Annotated in this window: 16 protein-coding genes and 2 pseudogenes; 12 read left to right on the top strand and 6 right to left on the bottom strand. The window is 43.5% G+C overall.

Annotated elements, in window-relative coordinates; all coding sequences use genetic code 11:
- Positions 1-107 precede the first annotated feature (107 nt).
- The 3 genes from myaer_RS11940 (at position 108) to myaer_RS11930 (ending at position 1,111) form a co-directional block, all read left to right on the top strand.
- A complete protein-coding gene (locus myaer_RS11940; RefSeq protein ID WP_002738180.1) occupies positions 108-305 on the top strand; it encodes a type II toxin-antitoxin system HicB family antitoxin in 198 nt (65 codons plus the stop codon).
- A gap of 2 nt (positions 306-307) precedes the next feature.
- A complete protein-coding gene (locus myaer_RS11935) occupies positions 308-520 on the top strand; it encodes a type II toxin-antitoxin system HicA family toxin (protein WP_002763902.1) in 213 nt (70 codons plus the stop codon).
- 315 nt (positions 521-835) lie between these two features.
- A complete protein-coding gene (locus myaer_RS11930) occupies positions 836-1,111 on the top strand; it encodes a hypothetical protein (protein ID WP_024970721.1) in 276 nt (91 codons plus the stop codon).
- Positions 1,112-2,090: 979 nt separating this feature from the next.
- On the opposite strand, the gene myaer_RS11925 is transcribed toward myaer_RS11930, so the two are convergent.
- The 3 genes from myaer_RS11925 to myaer_RS11920 all read right to left on the bottom strand — a co-directional run bounded on the left by myaer_RS11925 (position 2,091) and on the right by myaer_RS11920 (position 6,130).
- The gene (locus myaer_RS11925) at positions 2,091-4,301 is read right to left on the bottom strand and encodes an FUSC family protein (protein WP_046663734.1); all 2,211 of its coding nucleotides are present in this window, start codon (positions 4,299-4,301) and stop codon (positions 2,091-2,093) included.
- Between the two features lie 55 nt (positions 4,302-4,356).
- Complete coding sequence (locus myaer_RS21655; RefSeq protein WP_002735384.1) at positions 4,357-4,533, bottom strand: hypothetical protein; 177 nt, start codon at positions 4,531-4,533, stop codon at positions 4,357-4,359.
- A gap of 64 nt (positions 4,534-4,597) precedes the next feature.
- Entirely contained in the window at positions 4,598-6,130 is a 1,533-nt protein-coding gene (locus tag myaer_RS11920; protein WP_046662250.1) for an NHLP bacteriocin system secretion protein, read from the bottom strand.
- 600 nt (positions 6,131-6,730) lie between these two features.
- Here myaer_RS11920 and myaer_RS11915 point away from each other — a divergent pair.
- The 6 genes and pseudogenes from myaer_RS11915 (at position 6,731) to myaer_RS11890 (ending at position 10,300) form a co-directional block, all read left to right on the top strand.
- Positions 6,731-7,312 (top strand): DUF3782 domain-containing protein, encoded by a 582-nt coding sequence (locus myaer_RS11915; protein WP_046662249.1) that lies wholly within the window; start codon positions 6,731-6,733, stop codon positions 7,310-7,312.
- 226 nt (positions 7,313-7,538) lie between these two features.
- Positions 7,539-7,883 carry a hypothetical protein gene (locus tag myaer_RS11910; protein WP_046662248.1) on the top strand — a complete coding sequence of 115 codons (345 nt, stop codon included), beginning with the start codon at positions 7,539-7,541 and terminating at the stop codon, positions 7,881-7,883.
- Between the two features lie 7 nt (positions 7,884-7,890).
- Positions 7,891-9,317: pseudogene (locus tag myaer_RS21650) on the top strand (tetratricopeptide repeat protein).
- A 72-nt stretch (positions 9,318-9,389) separates the two neighbouring features.
- Complete coding sequence (locus myaer_RS11900; RefSeq protein ID WP_002736659.1) at positions 9,390-9,611, top strand: hypothetical protein; 222 nt, start codon at positions 9,390-9,392, stop codon at positions 9,609-9,611.
- Positions 9,589-9,846: pseudogene (locus tag myaer_RS11895) on the top strand (hypothetical protein). Before myaer_RS11900 ends, myaer_RS11895 begins: the two are co-directional and overlap by 23 nt.
- Before the next feature lie 16 nt (positions 9,847-9,862).
- On the top strand, positions 9,863-10,300 hold the full coding sequence (locus myaer_RS11890; protein ID WP_046662247.1) for a tetratricopeptide repeat protein: 438 nt from the start codon (positions 9,863-9,865) through the stop codon (positions 10,298-10,300).
- 918 nt (positions 10,301-11,218) lie between these two features.
- Here myaer_RS11890 and myaer_RS11885 read toward each other — a convergent pair.
- The gene (locus tag myaer_RS11885; protein ID WP_046662246.1) at positions 11,219-11,752 is read right to left on the bottom strand and encodes a DUF2062 domain-containing protein; all 534 of its coding nucleotides are present in this window, start codon (positions 11,750-11,752) and stop codon (positions 11,219-11,221) included.
- A 53-nt stretch (positions 11,753-11,805) separates the two neighbouring features.
- On the opposite strand from myaer_RS11885, the gene mnmE reads away from it, so the two are divergent.
- Positions 11,806-13,179 carry a tRNA uridine-5-carboxymethylaminomethyl(34) synthesis GTPase MnmE gene (gene mnmE / locus myaer_RS11880; RefSeq protein WP_046662245.1) on the top strand — a complete coding sequence of 458 codons (1,374 nt, stop codon included), beginning with the start codon at positions 11,806-11,808 and terminating at the stop codon, positions 13,177-13,179.
- A gap of 62 nt (positions 13,180-13,241) precedes the next feature.
- Here the strand turns inward: mnmE and myaer_RS11875 are convergent, their stop codons facing one another.
- Together myaer_RS11875 and myaer_RS11870 are read right to left on the bottom strand one after the other, a co-directional pair.
- Entirely contained in the window at positions 13,242-13,550 is a 309-nt protein-coding gene (locus tag myaer_RS11875) for a DUF4164 family protein (RefSeq protein ID WP_046662244.1), read from the bottom strand.
- A 110-nt stretch (positions 13,551-13,660) separates the two neighbouring features.
- Positions 13,661-13,936 carry a polyhydroxyalkanoic acid synthase PhaR subunit gene (locus myaer_RS11870; protein WP_046663730.1) on the bottom strand — a complete coding sequence of 92 codons (276 nt, stop codon included), beginning with the start codon at positions 13,934-13,936 and terminating at the stop codon, positions 13,661-13,663.
- Between the two features lie 344 nt (positions 13,937-14,280).
- Between myaer_RS11870 and alr the strand changes: the two genes are divergently transcribed.
- Together alr and myaer_RS11860 are read left to right on the top strand one after the other, a co-directional pair.
- Positions 14,281-15,477: an alanine racemase gene (gene alr, locus myaer_RS11865; protein ID WP_046662243.1), complete on the top strand. Its 1,197-nt coding sequence runs from the start codon at positions 14,281-14,283 to the stop codon at positions 15,475-15,477.
- Positions 15,478-15,690: 213 nt separating this feature from the next.
- A complete protein-coding gene (locus myaer_RS11860; RefSeq protein WP_046663729.1) occupies positions 15,691-16,995 on the top strand; it encodes a cytochrome P450 in 1,305 nt (434 codons plus the stop codon).
- Positions 16,996-17,094 lie beyond the last annotated feature (99 nt).

Here is a 17,094-nt window from a genome sequence, read left to right as displayed (position 1 = left end):
ACCCAACCATATCAAGTTTGCTGTGAGGTTCCGCTGTTGCTACAATTTGATCCCACATCCATAATTCTATCAAGCTAAAATGGAGTGCTATCTAGAAGGAACTTATGATGAAATACAAAATTGTCCTTTATCGTTCTGAAGAAGGAATTACTGTTGGCGTTCCTGCGCTCCCCGGTTGTTGGTCTGAGGGAGATACTGAGGAAGAGGCATTAACCAATATCCAAGATGCAATTCGTGAGTATCTTGCAGCCTTAGAAGAACGCTTGCAAGATGGGGAAATTCGTGAAATTGAAATGCAGGTGTAACTATGCCTAGAATTCCTGGCGTAAATCACCTAGATGCAGTACGAGCCTTGGAGAAGGTAGGCTTTCGGATCATTCGCCAAGGCAAACATATCATCATGAGTGATGGGGTGCGTCAAGTTGCTCTTCCAAGGCACAATCCAATTAAGGCATTTACAATGGGTGGAATTGTTCAAGATGCTGGTTTGACAGTCGCAGAATTTCGTAAACTATTATGAGTACGATGCCAAAGGCACTGCGTAGCAGATCGCCTCGCCCGTAGGTTGGATTGACCCAAGGAAACCCAACATCAATCAACTCATAACAGAATGCGATGCCGAAGGCACTGCGTAGCAGCACGCCGATCTTATAGAGTGTGTTAATGAAGTGAACGCACCTTGTCTAATGTTCAAAATCCGTGGGTTACGCTAACGCTAACACAGGCTACATCATATCGATCGCCAAGATTAAGTGATTGCCAAACACACCCTATCAATTCAAAAGAGCGAGATCGTTCAGGTTAACATGGAGAAGGCAGTCAATGGGGCAAGGCTATGACAGTTCGGCAAAGGCGTTACAGCAAAGAGGAGATGGCTCGTCGGGGGAAAGAACTCTACGAGTCTGGCATTCGGCAGCAAGTCGAAGCGGGTAATGAGGGTAAAATTATCGCGATCGACATCGAAACCGGAGATTTTGAGGTTGATGAAACGGTCGTAGCTGCAACCAATCGGCTATTTGAGCGTAACCCTGATGCCCAGCCTTTTGGAATTCGGATTGGACACCCTGCCGTGTATCACTTTGGTTCGCGGAGCTTAAAGAAGAATTCATGATACATGGAGTTGTGAATTTGCGCCGTGAAGCTACACTTTCCCTTGTAGCCGTAGGGTGCGTTCCCTAATGCAAGTCCTACTGTTCCACCAATAGATTTTGGGGAACGCACCATGCACATTGATTGAAGCTGATTTTTCTTGGTATATTGGCAAAACGCGGTTAACTTGAGTTTCAGTCTGTCCAATTTGTCACCTTTAGAGAGGTTAGATTGTCGATGGAAAGTAGCGATCGCGTAGTCTGGCGCTATGCTCAAGAACACGAGATATTGAGTTAGATTCAGGAACGGAGGTACTGGCAAACTGTAATTGCGGGCTTGATTCGATCCGCTATAATTAAGAAACTATCCTTTGTCTACAAGGGGTACACCACACCTTTCCGAGTTGATGGGACTAAGACGGCAGACTAACACGACTATCGAAAGATAGTCCGCTGTGTGGGCAATCGGGTTAATCCTTAGTCCCTGATCTCCACTGTTATCTTTCCTGCAAAGGGAGAGCAATGCCGGTTCACTCGATCCGGAGGAAGACAGTGTTAAAGGGAAGTAAGCTCAACGGCAACGGGCAGCGCAAATCAAACCAGTCACTTCAGTCTTTTTGCCAAAGGCTAAAGGTGAGTATCAAGCGTCTAGATAAAACTTCTCGATCTTATTATCGAAGATTTAGATTAGTTATTAGGCGTTTTTTACCCTTCTTACAGGCTATCGCTGCACTCATTGCAATCGCTAAATCTCTAGGGTTCTTGTAACCCAATCTAAGTTCGTAAGGCAAGGGAGAGATGTTTCTCAATCTTGCCTTTAACGTTAGTAGAGGAAGTGCGATCGCTGATCTTGTAGGGTGCGTTACGGCGAATTATTAATTTTGGTTTTTTGACTAAATTGATAGCCGCCTAACGCACCCTACACTCTACTGAAACAATCCACTACTGAATATACAGCCCTGAGAGCAGAAATCCTTCAGGCTGATAATATTTGCCTATTACCTATTGGGTGTAGGCAGGTAAGTCTTGACTCATTTGATTTAAGTTGCTGGCAATGGCTTTCATCGTCATAAAAGCCGAGCTAAAGGCGATTAGCTCATTTAAGGGATAACTTCGACTCTCAACCCGCAAGCTCAGTAATTGCTTCTCAAGAGATTCAATTTCTTCGATGAGCAATCCTAACTTTGGTGGGTTGAGAATTACCTGGGCAGCGATCGCATCAGCCATTTCATCAAAAGCGATCGCGGTCTGTTGTGCGATCGCTTGTAATTCAGGTAAAAACTTTTGTCGTATCGGTTCAGGAAGCGGTTGCTGTAGCACATCTTGTAAAGCATCCAGTTGAGCCGAGAGTTTTTGTTCGTAGCCGATGGAGAAATTCCAAAAATTTTGGTGTTTGGTTGCTAAAACTGTGGAAATTTGTTCGAGACTGGCAATCTTAACCGAGGCTGGATGTTGAGCGATCGCCACTGTGATGGCCTGCTTCAGTTGGGCGATATCTGACGGTGGTATCGTATCCTGAAAATAGCCTGACAGCAGTTTTTGATATAGCTGTCCCATTTTCTTAAAAGTCACAGAAAAATCTGTTTCCAGTTGGTTTGTAGCCGATTTTGTCATAAATACAGTGGTCAGCAACACCCCCAGAAACGCACCTACGGGAACTGAAATCAGTGCGGACCAAATTCCTTGCTCGAAAAAAGGAAAAATATCCTTCCCGATGGCATCGGCTGCTACAATCGCACCGATGCGAGCGATTGGCGTAAACCCCAGCCAAGCACAACTGAAGTAGGCGAAAAAATAAGCCAGACTGCTACTAAAAGGATTATAACCAAAGGACTTGACCAACAGGTAAATACAGAGAATCGTCAAACTCAACGAAACAGTTGCCGCCCAACCGATCGCGATCGCTCGCCCCCTTGTCGGTTGAATCACAGTGACCACTGCACCTATGATCACAATATCTGCCACTTTTTCGTAAGCAGAAGGATAGGGAAACTCGATGTGACGAATAATAGCCAGTAACAAACCAATAACCAGGCCAAGACTGACAATTTCTCTCAGGCGTTTTAGGGATATAGGGGCCCATTTGGGAAAGGTAATCAGGTGTCTTCGCCTGAAAGTTGCAGTTACTTTGGTTTTATCGATTATCCTGCCTCCTAATCCCTCGCATTGTTGGATAAATCGAGATACAAGTTGAATAAATTGATAAAACTGTAGTGATTCTTGAACATCATACCGGTCAATCTCTCCACTTGTTCGGAGATGATCAAGTTTACCCCCAATATTCGCTAAATCTTCTTCTAATTCTGTCAGGTAAGGGGTAGCTAAGATTTTTTTGCCGTTACTCAGATCCCTCAAGCTATCAAAGCTGTCGGTAAGATGAGTCGCCAATTGGTAAAATTCCGCCCTGAACTGACCCACTAAATTTTGTTCATGCTTTTCGCCCTTAAAAGCCATCAGATCAGCTAATTGTCGAGTCAATTGGTTCTGAATTGCCAAGATTTCACTCCAATTTTCTGCCACCAATATCTCACTACCGAATTCATGGGTTGCTTTTGTGAGTGTTGAAAGGCTAGTTTGTGTTGATTTTTTAATCTGATTGAGTAAGTTAAGCTCGTTCTGCTCAATAGAAAGAGAATAATCCCGCTCCTCGACCTCAGTTTTTAAGTGGCGATCGAGGATTTTTTGGAACAAGCGCGGTATATCTTGAAGGATTCCCATCAAGTTCCGGTTGAGATCGGATCGAGTATTCTGGGGCCAAAATAGTAAGGCCACAGCAATTCCCACAGCGATTCCGATCCAGTTATCGATCAGGCGCGACCGCAAATAGAGCCAGATATCTTGTTGTGCTGATGTTCCTACCACTCTCATGGCAATTAAAGCGCCCAGTAGTGTGGCTTGGGAATAAGCGGCTTGCCATCGGTAAGTTTCACAGATCAGGGCGGCTAAAATGTAGGTGAGAGAGGGAATGACAAAAAAACTTGAGCCTTGGATTCCGTAGGCGTTCACCAGGATAGCGGCAATGATTCCCCCCAAAGCACTTCCCCCCAAACGCCCCAAACCTGCCGCAATCGCACCTCCCATCGATGGCTCAATCAGTACAGAGACATACCCAAAGACGGGATAGACAAAGTTGTCTAATACATTTCCTCGGTGCCAAAAGAAACTCGTTAAGAGAGCAGCACCCAGGGAAAACTTCAATCCCTGTCTGATTATTAGCCCGTTTTTACTGTCCAAGGTATCTCTATATCCTTTTTCGGCTTACTCATTGTTACCCATTAATCGCTCGCTCAATCCCATATAAAATTAGTGCCAAAAACGTCACCAACCAAAACCAAAGCTGAGGAGGCTCACTATGGATCAAGATTACTAAGACAAACGCTGCGGCGATAATCCACCACTTAAACCACCAAGTCCACCATTGAGAACGTCTTTTCGGATTTTCCATATTAGGTTTAACCGTTTATTCTAGTCGTTGTTTCTTTCAGCTACTTACGCTCGCAAGATTGTGGTTAACGATCGTACACCCCTGTAATCCAGCGAAAAGCAGGGGTTATATAACTCACTAAAGAACGCTCTTCTACCACAGCATGGACATCTGCGGTAGTCCCGTTGGTAATTCTTTGGGGCGCTCCCTTGGCTTGAGTCCAGTAAAAACCACTGGGTGTATTGCGATCGACCTTCAGCGCTAAAGTGGCTTTGATAACACTTGCATTGACGGGTATAGGCTTATCGCGATCGTCTTCATCTCTACCCAGAAACAGCTTGCTGGCGAGTTCATGACTTCCGACTATATTTGCTAGTTCTGCCACAGTTACCGGCTGCTGATCGACGGAAACGACCTTAGCGACGATACCCCCATAGCGTTCGCGATCATAGAGATCGGGAACGACTTCTACTTCCTTGCCCGGTTCTAATCGTTTGGCATCACCACTCTTAAACAATGCCACCACGTTGGTCTTGGCCTTTAGATTGGAGACTTCTAACGTACCTATGCGCCCCCCCGGAGCCAGGACTTCCCCCGGATTAACAGATAAGTCTAAAATCTGGCCGTTGTACAGACTCACTACATTTTTGTTGGCTTGAATAGTGGTTCTTAACGTATTAATCTCTCGTTGCTGGTCAGCGATCGCATTGTAACGAAGAATATCACTGGCTGTATCTTGCAGGTCTATTTGCCGTTTTTCTGTGTTTAGTATATTATTCTGTGCCGTCAATGCGTTCATCTGCGCTCGCAGGCTTTCATCAACCCCCTTCAGGCGATCGAGTTCTATTTGGACGCGATTGATACTATTAGAAGCCTCTAGATTATTGAACTGAAACAAATAGGAGGGAAAATCTAGCTTGGCGACAGCCCCCTCTTCGATAAGTTTATCGTAGGCGGCTAGTCTTTCATCCGTTGAGTTCTGGAAATTTTTAAGGTATCGAGCATGGGAGAGATAGGCTTCTCGCTGTTTTTGATTACTGGATAATTGAACTTGAAGTGCTTTAATCTGAAGCTGATTGGCCTTTTGCTGGCGATCTACTGAGGCTGCATTCAATTGGCGACGACTCACTTCAATAGAGTCCACTCTTTTATCCTGCTGCTTGAGATCTGCTAACCTATCCTTTTTATCCTTTAATTCTGTTTCTAATTCAGGAAACTCTAAAGTTGCCAGTAATTGCCCTTTTTTGACAGAATCTCCTGGTTGAATCAGGAGGGTTAACACCCGCCCACCTTGACGGGGTTCGATATTAACAATAGAACGAGGAATCAAAATGACCGCTCGTCCTTGAACAGGAGTCGGAATCTTGCCAACTATCGCCCAATAACTCAGTCCTCCGAGCAAAAGACCCACCGGCATTAAGCGCAGGATTATCTCCCCTAATCTTCCTGTTGGCTCCGAATATTTAAACGGTTTTTCCGAATCAATTTTAGGATCAATTCCTGTTTTTATTTGATTATTATCCTGACCTTCTATCCTAGCCTGCGTTGTTTTCTTCGCACCCATATCTGGCTGCTGATGATTCTGATCAGACATAGATTCGGCTTGATTTTTTGCCATTGTACTGAAATGAGTAAAAATCACTTAATTTTTAACATTATAAACACTCAGAGGATATTACTTTACATTAGGAAAATCCTCTGAAAAAATCGCTCAAGCTATTTTTGAGATATGATAACTAGGCTACCTCGAAAGATTTACCGAAGGCTCAAACCTTTAAAATTTCCTGTAAGAAACCTAATAAAGTAGTACACTTGATGTGACCTAAAACAACCTAATTAGGGGTCAAGTGTTTGAGTCCAACACTCCGACTAGAGAGATAATCTATCGAACGAGTTTACACCATTCCAGCTTTTAACTTACATAAGGCGTATAGTCTCATTGTAACCGTTCAGGGGGGGGGATGTCAAGCCGCCAGTGGCATTGACTCAGTGGAAGGACTCTCCTGGGGCAGCACCGAGATGGATACTACTCTTTCACATTAGCCGCTCTTTTCCACGTCTTTTTAGATTACTAGATTTTGTCCCCCCCTGAACTAGGGTTGATTCATTGTAGGGTTGATTCATGAATCAAACCTACCCCCTGAACAGTTACTTCAAGGGAGAAAAAGCGATCGGGCTATAATAGAGAAAATTTCATTTTAACTTGAGAAAATTCATTATGACAGCCACTATTGAAGAGATTCGGGCAATACTAAAGCAATTAGCTCAATCCCAACAAGAGTTATCCCAATCCCAACAAGAGTTATCCCAAGCTCAAAAAGAAACGGATAAACAAATCAAGGAAACAGATAAGCAAATTAACAGGGTTAGTAAGCAGATTGGGGAGTTGGGCAATCGTTTAGGAGAGTTTGTCGAGTGGCAAGTGCGTCCTGCGGTGGTGCGTCTTTTTCAAGAGCGGGGTATTGATGTGCATGAGTTTCACCCCGGTATTTCGGTAAAACGGGATAATGAGGGTTTAGAGATTGATCTATTGGTAGTAAATGATACGGATGCCATTTTAGTGGAGGTCAAAAGTAAGTTAACTCAAAGGGATGTGGACGAGCATTTACAACGTTTGGCGAAGTTTAAGCGGTTAATGCCTCGTTTTCGAGATGTAAAGGCTTTGGGAGCGGTGGCAGCGATGATTGTTCCCAATGAGGTGGCGAGTTATGGTTGTCGTCAGGGTTTGTTTGTGTTGGTGCAGTCAGGGGAAAATGTAATAATTTTAAATGATGCGGAGTTTACGCCCCGGGTTTGGTAGGTTTAGCTTTTTCTCGAAATCTTATAGGTTCTGTGTGATCAGTTTAACTTACATTATGGTCGATCTTTGTGTCCTCTGTGTCTTTGTGGTTCCTTCCACTCCCTCCCTAGGAGAAATTTATCTCAGAATACATTTTACCCACCAAATCCAAGAGAGCCATTTTTGTTACGATATACTGAACAGAAATCTGAATTGTCCCTCGTTTTAATCGGTGAGAGTATGAGCTATGCCTGATTCACCAGAAGTACAACAGAACTTTAATGCAGCCGTTTACGGAGTAGCCGGAAAAGTTGCCGGAGACCAAATTATCTACCCCTCTTCTCAGAAGCAAGATTTAGCCGAAGCTGCCGCAGAAATTCAGCGATTGCTCAAACAACTGGAAGAGACAAATCCCACTGCGACGGAAAAACAAAAGGAAGCTTACATCAATGCGGCGGTGTCAACTCCTGTCAGAAAGCGATTGCTAGGCGCGGTGACATCAGGGGGAAAAGCTGCCCTTGAGGAATTTCTAGATAATCCTTACCTCAATGTAACAATGGCTTTAATTGAAGGTTGGAAAACAGCAGAGTGATATTGGGATGGGTTACGAACTCATCCTACAATGTGGCAAAGGAGATATCCGAGCAATGGCAGAAGAGTCCAAGATTGAGCAAAACTTCAACGCAGCCTATGGAGTTGCTGGAGTTGTACAGGGCGACCAAATTATCAATCCTCCTCAAACTCCCCAAGCGGAAAAACCAGCAGAATCGCCGAATAATCTCAATCGAGCGCGTACTGGGGCCGTTAATTTCGTGGGGCGTGAAGATGCAATGGTACAACTGCACCACCAGTTACAGCAACAAGAAAGAATTGCGATTACCGCCGTCGTTACGGGAATGGTAGGAGTGGGTAAAACAGAATTAGCCCTCCAGTATGCGCTATATCATAAGAAAAAATCGACTTATCCCGGCGGTATTTGTTGGATAGGGGTGCAAGGGGGAACGGTGGGGGTACAACTATTAGATTTTGCTAAGTCGCTGTTGGGTTTGTTTCCCCCGGAAGATTTGAATTTGCGGGGGCAATTGGATTATTGTTGGGCGAGATGGCAACCGCCGGGGGATGTACTGCTAATTTTAGATGATGTGCATCAGTATGAGGAAATCCAAGATTATTTGCCTCCCCAAGAACAACGCTTTAAGGTATTGATTACGACTCGGCAAAATTGGCTGGCAGCATCGTTTGAGCAGTTGCGCTTACCTGTTTTAAGCGAATCAGCCGCCCTTGCTTTACTGGAATCTCTGATTGGTGCGTCGCGTCTGCAAGCTGAATTAGAGGTAGGGAAGGGGCTATGTGCGTGGCTAGGGTATTTACCTTTAGGGTTGGAATTGGTGGGGCGTTTCCTCAAACGGCGTACTAATTGGACGTTGGCAACGATGCAGCAGCAGTTGATAGATAAGGGTTTACAGTTGTCAGCATTGCAGAATCCTTCGGGAGATATGACGGCGCAAAGAGGGGTAGAGGCAGCTAAGGATTGTACGAAAAAGCTGAACCTTGGTATGAGCAATGTCTAGAAGTAACTCGCCGCCGCTTAGGAGAAGAACATCCCGATTTTGCTACTTCCCTCAACAATTTAGCAGCATTGTACCGTTCCCAAGGCAGGTACACAGAAGCGGAACCTCTCTATCTAGAAGCATTAGATTTGTATAAACGACTCTTCAGAGACAATCATCCCTATGTGGCACTTTCCCTCAACAATTTAGCAGCATTGTACCGTTCCCAATGCAGATACTCAGAAGCGGAACCTCTCTATCTAGAAGCATTAGATTTGAGAAAACGACTCTTAGGAGACAATCATCCCGATGTGGCACAATCCCTCAACAATTTAGCATTATTGTACTATTCTCAAGGAAGATACTTAGAAGCAGAACCCCTCTTTTTACAAGCATTAGCAATTGCCGAGCAAGCTTTAGGGGAGAATCATCCTAATACTGTTAAGATTCGGGAAAACTTAGAGTCGCTCCCGTAGGATGGGTTATTAACCCATCCGATAATACAACAATATAAAATAATACAATCACCTTCAATCAACCAAACAATCATGACTACACTCAAAGATATTGAATCCGCGATTCTCCAGTTGCCTGACGAAGAAATCCATCAATTATCAGCTTGGTTACAAGACTATCTTGATGATAGTTGGGACAAACAGATAAAAAACGATCTCGAATCAGGGAAACTCGATCGACTATTACAAAAAGTCAACAATGATATCAGTAACAATCAAGTTAAGCCTTTAGATGAAATCCTTAACAACTCCTGATTTTTGGCAATGTTATGCCAACTTACCTCCCTACATTAAGCAACAGGCAAAAAAAGCCTATCGTCTCTGGATTAGTAATGTTTTCCATCGATCATTACATTTCAAGAAAGTAGGGAAAAATGTCTAGTCAGTCCGAATAACTGAGAATTATAGAGCTTTAGCATTGAAAAAAGGTGAAGATTATTACTGGTTTTGGATTGGTTCTCATGATGAGTATGAAGAGTTAATTAAATAGAAGGAGAAAATTAACCATGCTAGATCCTAAAGAATTTCGCAATATTATCCACCAATATTTTACTGAAGTTACCTCACAGGAATTTCTGGCAAATCAAAAAAAATACTGTCCAGAAATTTTTGAAGGCGATAACTATCCCAATATCACTGAAAATCTTAATAATTTAGCAAAACTCTACCAATCTCAGGGAAGGTACGAAGAAGCAGAAACCCTCTTTTTACAAGCATTAGAATTGAGGAAACAACTATTAGGTGACAAGCATCCCGATGTATCATCTTCCCTCAATGGTTTAGCAAAATTATACGATTCTCAAGGAAAATACGAAGAAGCAGAACCACTCTATTTACAAGCTTTAGCAATTGCAGAGCAAGCTTTAGGGGAGAATCATCCTACTACTGTTAATATTCGGGAAAACTTACAAACGCTGCGACAACAGCAACATCCATCGTCTTAACTGTGATTTATGGAATTATGGGATGGACTATAATTGATCATTGATGAAGACTTGCTGAATACAACCTAATCATAGTATTCATTCAATCATTTCAATCATAGTTTAGACTTATTATGGAATTATGGGATGGACTATAATTGATCATTGATGAAGGTTTGCTGAATACAACACAATCATAGTATTCATTCAATCATTTCAATCATAGTTTAGACTTATTATGGGATTATGGGATGGACTATAATTGATCATTGATGAAGACTTGCTGAATACAACACAATCATAGTATTCATTCAATCATTTCAATCATAGTTTAGACTTATTATGGAATTATGGGATGGACTATAATTGATCATTGATGAAGGTTTGCTGAATACAACACAATCATAGTATTCATTCAATCATTTCAATCATAGTTTAGACTTATTATGGAATTATGGGATGGACTATAACTGATCATTGATGAAGACTTGCTGAATACAACACAATCATAGTATTCATTCAATCATTTCAATCATAGTTTAGACTTATTATGGAATTATGGGATGGACTATAATTGATCATTGATGAAGGTTTGCTGAATACAACACAATCATAGTATTCATTCAATCATTTCAATCATAGTTTAGACTTATTATGGAATTATGGGATGGACTATAATTGATCATTGATGAAGGTTTGCTGAATACAACACAATCATAGTATTCATTCAATCATTTCAATCATAGTTTAGACTTATTATGGAATTATGGGATGGACTATAATTGATCATTGATGAAGGTTTGCTGAATACAACACAATCATAGTATTCATTCAATCATTTCAATCATAGTTTAGACTTATTATGGGATTACCGTAGGTGCTTCTCATCGATGCCTCTTAGATTACCAGATTTCGTCCCCCCCGAACGGTGACAATTTATCAGCGTTTTCTCCTTGTTTGTCGCCGGTGATGCCATTGACTGAGGAGACGATAACTAACAAAATAAGTGATAATGCTCGCCAACAGACCTGTAATCAAACTGCCAAAAAATAGCGTTAATAAAAATTCACCGCTCAAACTTGCCCAATTTTCCGCCCAACTTTGGTTAGAGGCAAAAATACGACTATCGATCGCTTGATTTCCTTGACCTAAAAACAATTCTCCCAATTTATAATTAAACAAAAACAGGGGAATATAGGTAAAAGGATTACTCACCCAAGTGGCTGCCGCTGCCGCAATTTTATTGCCCCGCACACAGAAAGCTAAAAAAATCGCAATAATGATCTGTAATCCCATCCAAGGAAAAGCCCCAGAAAACACCCCCACCGCTAACCCGCGAGCGATTTCGATCGGATGTCCCTGCAATCGCACCAAGCGAACCCACCAGTAGCGACAGGAGCGCGTCAGACGATTAATTAGGTTATTCCCTTTATTTTTCGCTTTTAATGACCGTGAGCGCATATTTTCGGGCATAAATGCTGACAAAATTGATCCTGACTTCAATTTTAGCAAGGAGTGATTCAGAGATGTTAAACACAGGGGATACGATCGCCGCCATCGCTACGGCGATCGTTCCAGAACAGGGTAGTATCGGTATTGTCCGTTTATCCGGTAGTCAGGCAGTGGCGATCGCTAGTCGGCTTTTCCATACCCCCAACCGTCAAAAATGGCAAAGTCATCGTCTTCTCTACGGTTATATCCGACATCCCCAAAGTCAGGCAATTATCGATGAAGCTTTGCTGTTGCTCATGTTAGCGCCCCGCTCTTTCACCCGCGAGGATGTGGTGGAATTTCACTGTCATGGCGGCATTATGCCCGTACAACAGGTGTTACAGTTATGTCTAGAAAATGGGGCGCGTTTGGCACAAGCGGGGGAATTTAGCCTGCGTGCCTTTCTTAACGGCAGAATTGACCTAACTCAAGCCGAAAGCGTCGTCGATCTCGTTGGGGCGCGTTCTCCCCAAGCGGCACAATTTGCCCTCGCTGGGTTGCAGGGGAAACTCGCTCAACCGATCCGCCATTTGCGTGCCACCTGTCTCGATATTTTGGCTGAAATTGAGGCCCGTATTGACTTTGAAGAGGATTTACCGCCCTTGGATCATGAGGCGGTTCTCCATAGCATAGAACAGGTTTTTTGTCAAGTAAATTTAATTTTAGCCACCGCCGAGCGCGGGGAATTGCTGCGTAGTGGTCTGAAAGTGGCGATCGTGGGACGGCCGAATGTGGGGAAATCCAGTTTGTTAAATGCTTGGAGTCGGAGCGATCGAGCGATTGTCACCGATTTACCCGGCACCACCCGCGATATCGTCGAATCTCAGCTAGTTGTGGCGGGAATCCCCGTACAAGTCCTCGATACGGCAGGAATTCGCTCGGCCAGCGATCGAGTCGAACAAATTGGGGTGGAACGTTCCCGCCAAACGGCCCGGTCTGCTGATTTAGTTCTCTTAACCGTCTCCGCAGAGTCAGGATGGACCCAGGAAGACGAGGAAATTTATCGCTCTGTCAGCGATCGCCGATTAATTTTAGTGATTAATAAAATTGATTTAGCTCATCCCGAAACGGTAATTTATCCAGCAGAAATTGAGCGAGTTGTCAAGCTTTCCGCCGCCCAAAATCAGGGTATTGAAGAGTTAGAAAAAACTATTATTAATGCTGTCCAAAATCAAGAAATACAGGCGGCTAATTTGGATTTAGCCATTAATCAACGACAGGCGGCCGCTTTAACTAGGGCGAAAATTGCTTTGCAACAGGTCAAAAACACAATTGACGAAAATTTGCCTTTTGATTTTTGGTCGATCGATCTGCGTGCTGCCATTCAATCCTTAGGAGAAATTACCGGCGAAGAAGTGACTGAATCGGTACTTGATCGCATTTTTAGCCGTTTTTGTATTGGTAAATAAGCAATGAGGAAATCTGGTCAACTGTGTTGGGTTAACTGTAGTCTTGTTGAGGATTGGAGAACTCAGATATTACTGGAAAAAAAGACTTTCCAAGCGGCCGTAATAATGGCACTTCCCAAAAGGATAATCAATGTCCAGACCTGATTTTTTTGGGTTCCCTCTACCGATATTAGCCGATTGTCGATGCCTTCGATTTTCCCGTCTAAAACTTTAATATCCCCTTTGAGATCAGTTACTCCTATTTCTAGTTTGGTTAACCGCTCTTCTACCTTGTCAAATCTTTCGTTAACCCGCTTCTCAAGCGAGTCAATCTTCCCCTCAATCCTTGTGAGGACAGCTTCTAGGGAATAAGTAACAGTTTCGTTAGACATTGGGTAAACTCCTATACTGCATCTGGTTGGATATAATTTTATCTTAGTCTAGCTTTAAGAAAATTTTCTTTCAGGAGCGGTTAACTGTAGTCTTGTTGAGATTGGAGAACTCAGATATTACTGGAAAAAAATACTTTCCAAGCGGCCGTAATAATGGCACTCCCCAAAAGGATAATCAATGTCCAGACCTGATTTTTTTGGGTTCCCTCTACCGATCTGAGCCGATTGTCGATGCCTTCGATTTTCTCGTCTAACACTTTAATATCTCCTTTGAGATCGGCTATTCCTATTTCTACTTTTGTCAAGCGCTCATCAATCTTATCGATCTTCCCCTCAATCCTTGTGAGGACAGCTTCTAGGGAATAAGTAACAGTTTCGTTAGACATTTGGTAAACTCCTATACTACATCCAGTTGGATATGATTTTATCTTAAGTCTAGGCTTTTTGGCATTCCTTACCCCACAGTTAACTTCACTTCTGTCCAACCACTGAGATAGTGTTAGGTGAAAATTTCCCTACTTTCTTGTCACTGATTACCCGTTACTGTTCATTCTCTAGGAAAAAACCCTAACTGCCAATTTTTTCGGGAACTTCCTAATATCCCATTCATCTTAAAGCCTAGATTCCGCCTGGAAAAAGGAGGAAATCCAGAGGAGTTTCAGGCTTCTTTCCTAGCCCTCTCGGTTTTCTTTTGGTATAAATTGGGTTATGTGTGCAAAGGAGTGAGCGAGTGGTGTTTAGCATCGAACCAAAAATTATCAATCCGCCCAAAAACCGTCATGATTATCAATTGTCGGAAGTAATTCGCTATCGTGCTTGGGTAGAGATCGATCGCTCTGCCTTACAACAAAACGTGCGAAAAGTCAAGGCCCTGTTAGCCCCAAAAACGGAATTAATGGCGGTAATTAAAGCTGATGCTTACGGACACGGGGCAGTTAAGGTGGCTAACAGCGTTTTAGAAGCCGGGGCGCAATCTTTAGCCATCGCGACTATCGGGGAAGGTATCGAACTACGCGAAGCGGGAATCGTTGCCCCAATTATGATTTTAGGGGCAGTCAATACCCCGGAAGAAGTGGCAGCCTTAGCCCATTGGCAATTGCAACCCACCCTGGTGCAAATCGAACAGGTACAAATTTTTGCCACCGTTATGAGACGCTTAGAGCAGCGGCTGCCCGTCCATATCAAACTAGATACGGGGATGTCTCGCTTAGGTACACAATGGCAAAACGGCACCAAATTCGTCGAACAGGTTTTAGAGGCTCCTAACCTGAAAATTGCCAGTATATACTCGCATTTTGCCACGGCTGACGATCCCAACCCCGAGATCATGCAGTTACAACGGCAAAGATTCCAACAAGCGATCGCTGAGTTAAGATCAAAAGGTTATCATCCCCCCTGTCTGCATTTAGCCAACTCTGCCGCTACCCTAAGCGATCGATCTCTGCACTACGATCGAGTTAGAGTGGGATTAGCTCTCTACGGTCTTTATCCCGCCGATCATCTCACCGATAAAGTCCCTTTGCAACCCGTCCTGCAAGTAAAAGCGCGCATTGCCCAAGTCAAAACCATTGCCGCCGGCTCGGGAGTGAGTTATGGTCATCAGTACATAGCGGCAAAAGACACCCGTATTGCTGTGGTCGGTATCGGTTACGCCGATGGAATTCCCCGCAATCTCTCCAATCGTTTAAAAGTATCCCTGAGAGGACGTTTAGTACCCCAAATCGGCGCGATAACCATGGATCAGTTAATGATTGACGTGAGCGAGATTCCAGAGGTAAAAACAGGGGAAATCGTCACCCTTATCGGTAAAGATGGCCCGCAGTGCATCACCGCCGACGATTGGGCGCGGGATTTAGGTACAATATCCTGGGAAATTCTCTGCGGGTTTAAGCATCGTTTGCCGCGAATTATTATTAGCAAAGGCTAATTATGGCGGTGATCTTAAAAAATGTCAATTGGCGGCAATTATCACTGTTGACTGACTGGTGAGATGTGTAATTAACTTTGCTTAGGTGCTTACCGTTGCCAAGTGCGATCGCTAATTGTCAGGCTAGATTAGGGGATGAATTCTCCGGTGCTTTAGGTTAGAATAAACAGGGTTAATCGACGGCAAATGATTAGTTTTACCCTAGAGGCAGCGATGACTATAAGCAAAGATTTACCCCTACCCCCCGGCAGTTTCGGATTACCCCTATTAGGAGAAACAATCGCTTTTTTGACCGATGGGGATTTTGCCAACAAACGTCATAATAAATATGGTCAACTTTTCCGTACTCATATTTTTGGCAGTCCCACGATAATTTTATCCGGTGCCGAAGCTAACCGGTTTCTCCTCAGCAATGAGAATAAATACTTTGCGGCAACTTGGCCCAAAAGTACCAAAACTCTCCTCGGCAGCGCATCTTTAGCGGTGCATACGGGAGATGTCCATGCTTCCCGTCGTCGCTTAATCTATCAAGCTTTTCAACCCCGGTCCCTAGCAAGTTATATCCCTACGGTAGAAACAATTACCGCTCGCTATTTAGAGCGTTGGCAAACCGCAAAAACCCTGTCATGGTATCCTGAATTGAGAAACTATACCCTCGATATCGCCTGTAAATTATTTGTCGGTCTTGACCAGGGTTCTGCTACCAAATTAGGAGAAGCTTTTGATACTTGGTGTGCGGGACTATTTACCCTTCCCATTCCCCTTCCCTGGACAGCTTTCGGCAAAGCATTACGCTGTCGAGAAGAATTACTAGAAGCCATAGAAACTATCATTTTAGAAAGACAAAAAAATGATGACTTAGGCCAGGATGCTCTGGCTATCCTTTTACAAGCTAAAGATGAAAACGGTCAAAGTTTATCCTTAGTGGAATTAAAGGATCAAGTGCTATTATTACTCTTTGCTGGTCATGAAACTTTAACCTCCGCTATCGCCACCTTCTGCCTACAAATGGCACTGCATCCCGATATTTTTCAGCTTGTCTTGGAGGAAATAACTAATTTTGATCTATCCACTCCTTTAAGCGTCGATACCCTCAAACAGATGACCTATTTAGATCGCGTTTTAAAAGAAGTTTTACGTTTTACTCCACCCGTGGGAGGAGGATTCCGTCGGGTAATAGAAGACTGTCAATTTAACGGTTATCATTTACCGAAAGGATGGATAGTTCAGTATCAAATCAGCAATACCCATAAAGATAATAACATTTATTCCCATCCTGAAACCTTTGATCCCGATCGCTTTTTAGCCGAGGAAAAACCCTACGGATATATCCCCTTTGGTGCGGGATTGCGCGAATGTATCGGCAAAGAATTCGCTCGTTTAGAGATGAAAATTTTAGCCGTCCGTTTAGTAGAAAAATACGATTGGCAATTACTCCCTAATCAAGATCTCACCCTCACCTCTATCCCCACTCCCCACCCCCGGGACGGTTTACAAGTCACCTTTAAACCCCGTTAACCAGTTAGGATAAAAAAACTTGGCTCTCCCAGGTTTGGTGGGTAAAATGTATTCTAGGATACAGTCCTGCTGGCGAGTGAGTGGAACGAACCACAAAGA

Source organism: Microcystis aeruginosa NIES-2549 (genome assembly GCF_000981785.2).
Lineage (GTDB): Bacteria > Cyanobacteriota > Cyanobacteriia > Cyanobacteriales > Microcystaceae > Microcystis > Microcystis aeruginosa_C.
The sequence above is the reverse complement of the archived record's forward strand: the minus strand, read 5'-3'. Positions and strand labels throughout refer to the sequence as shown.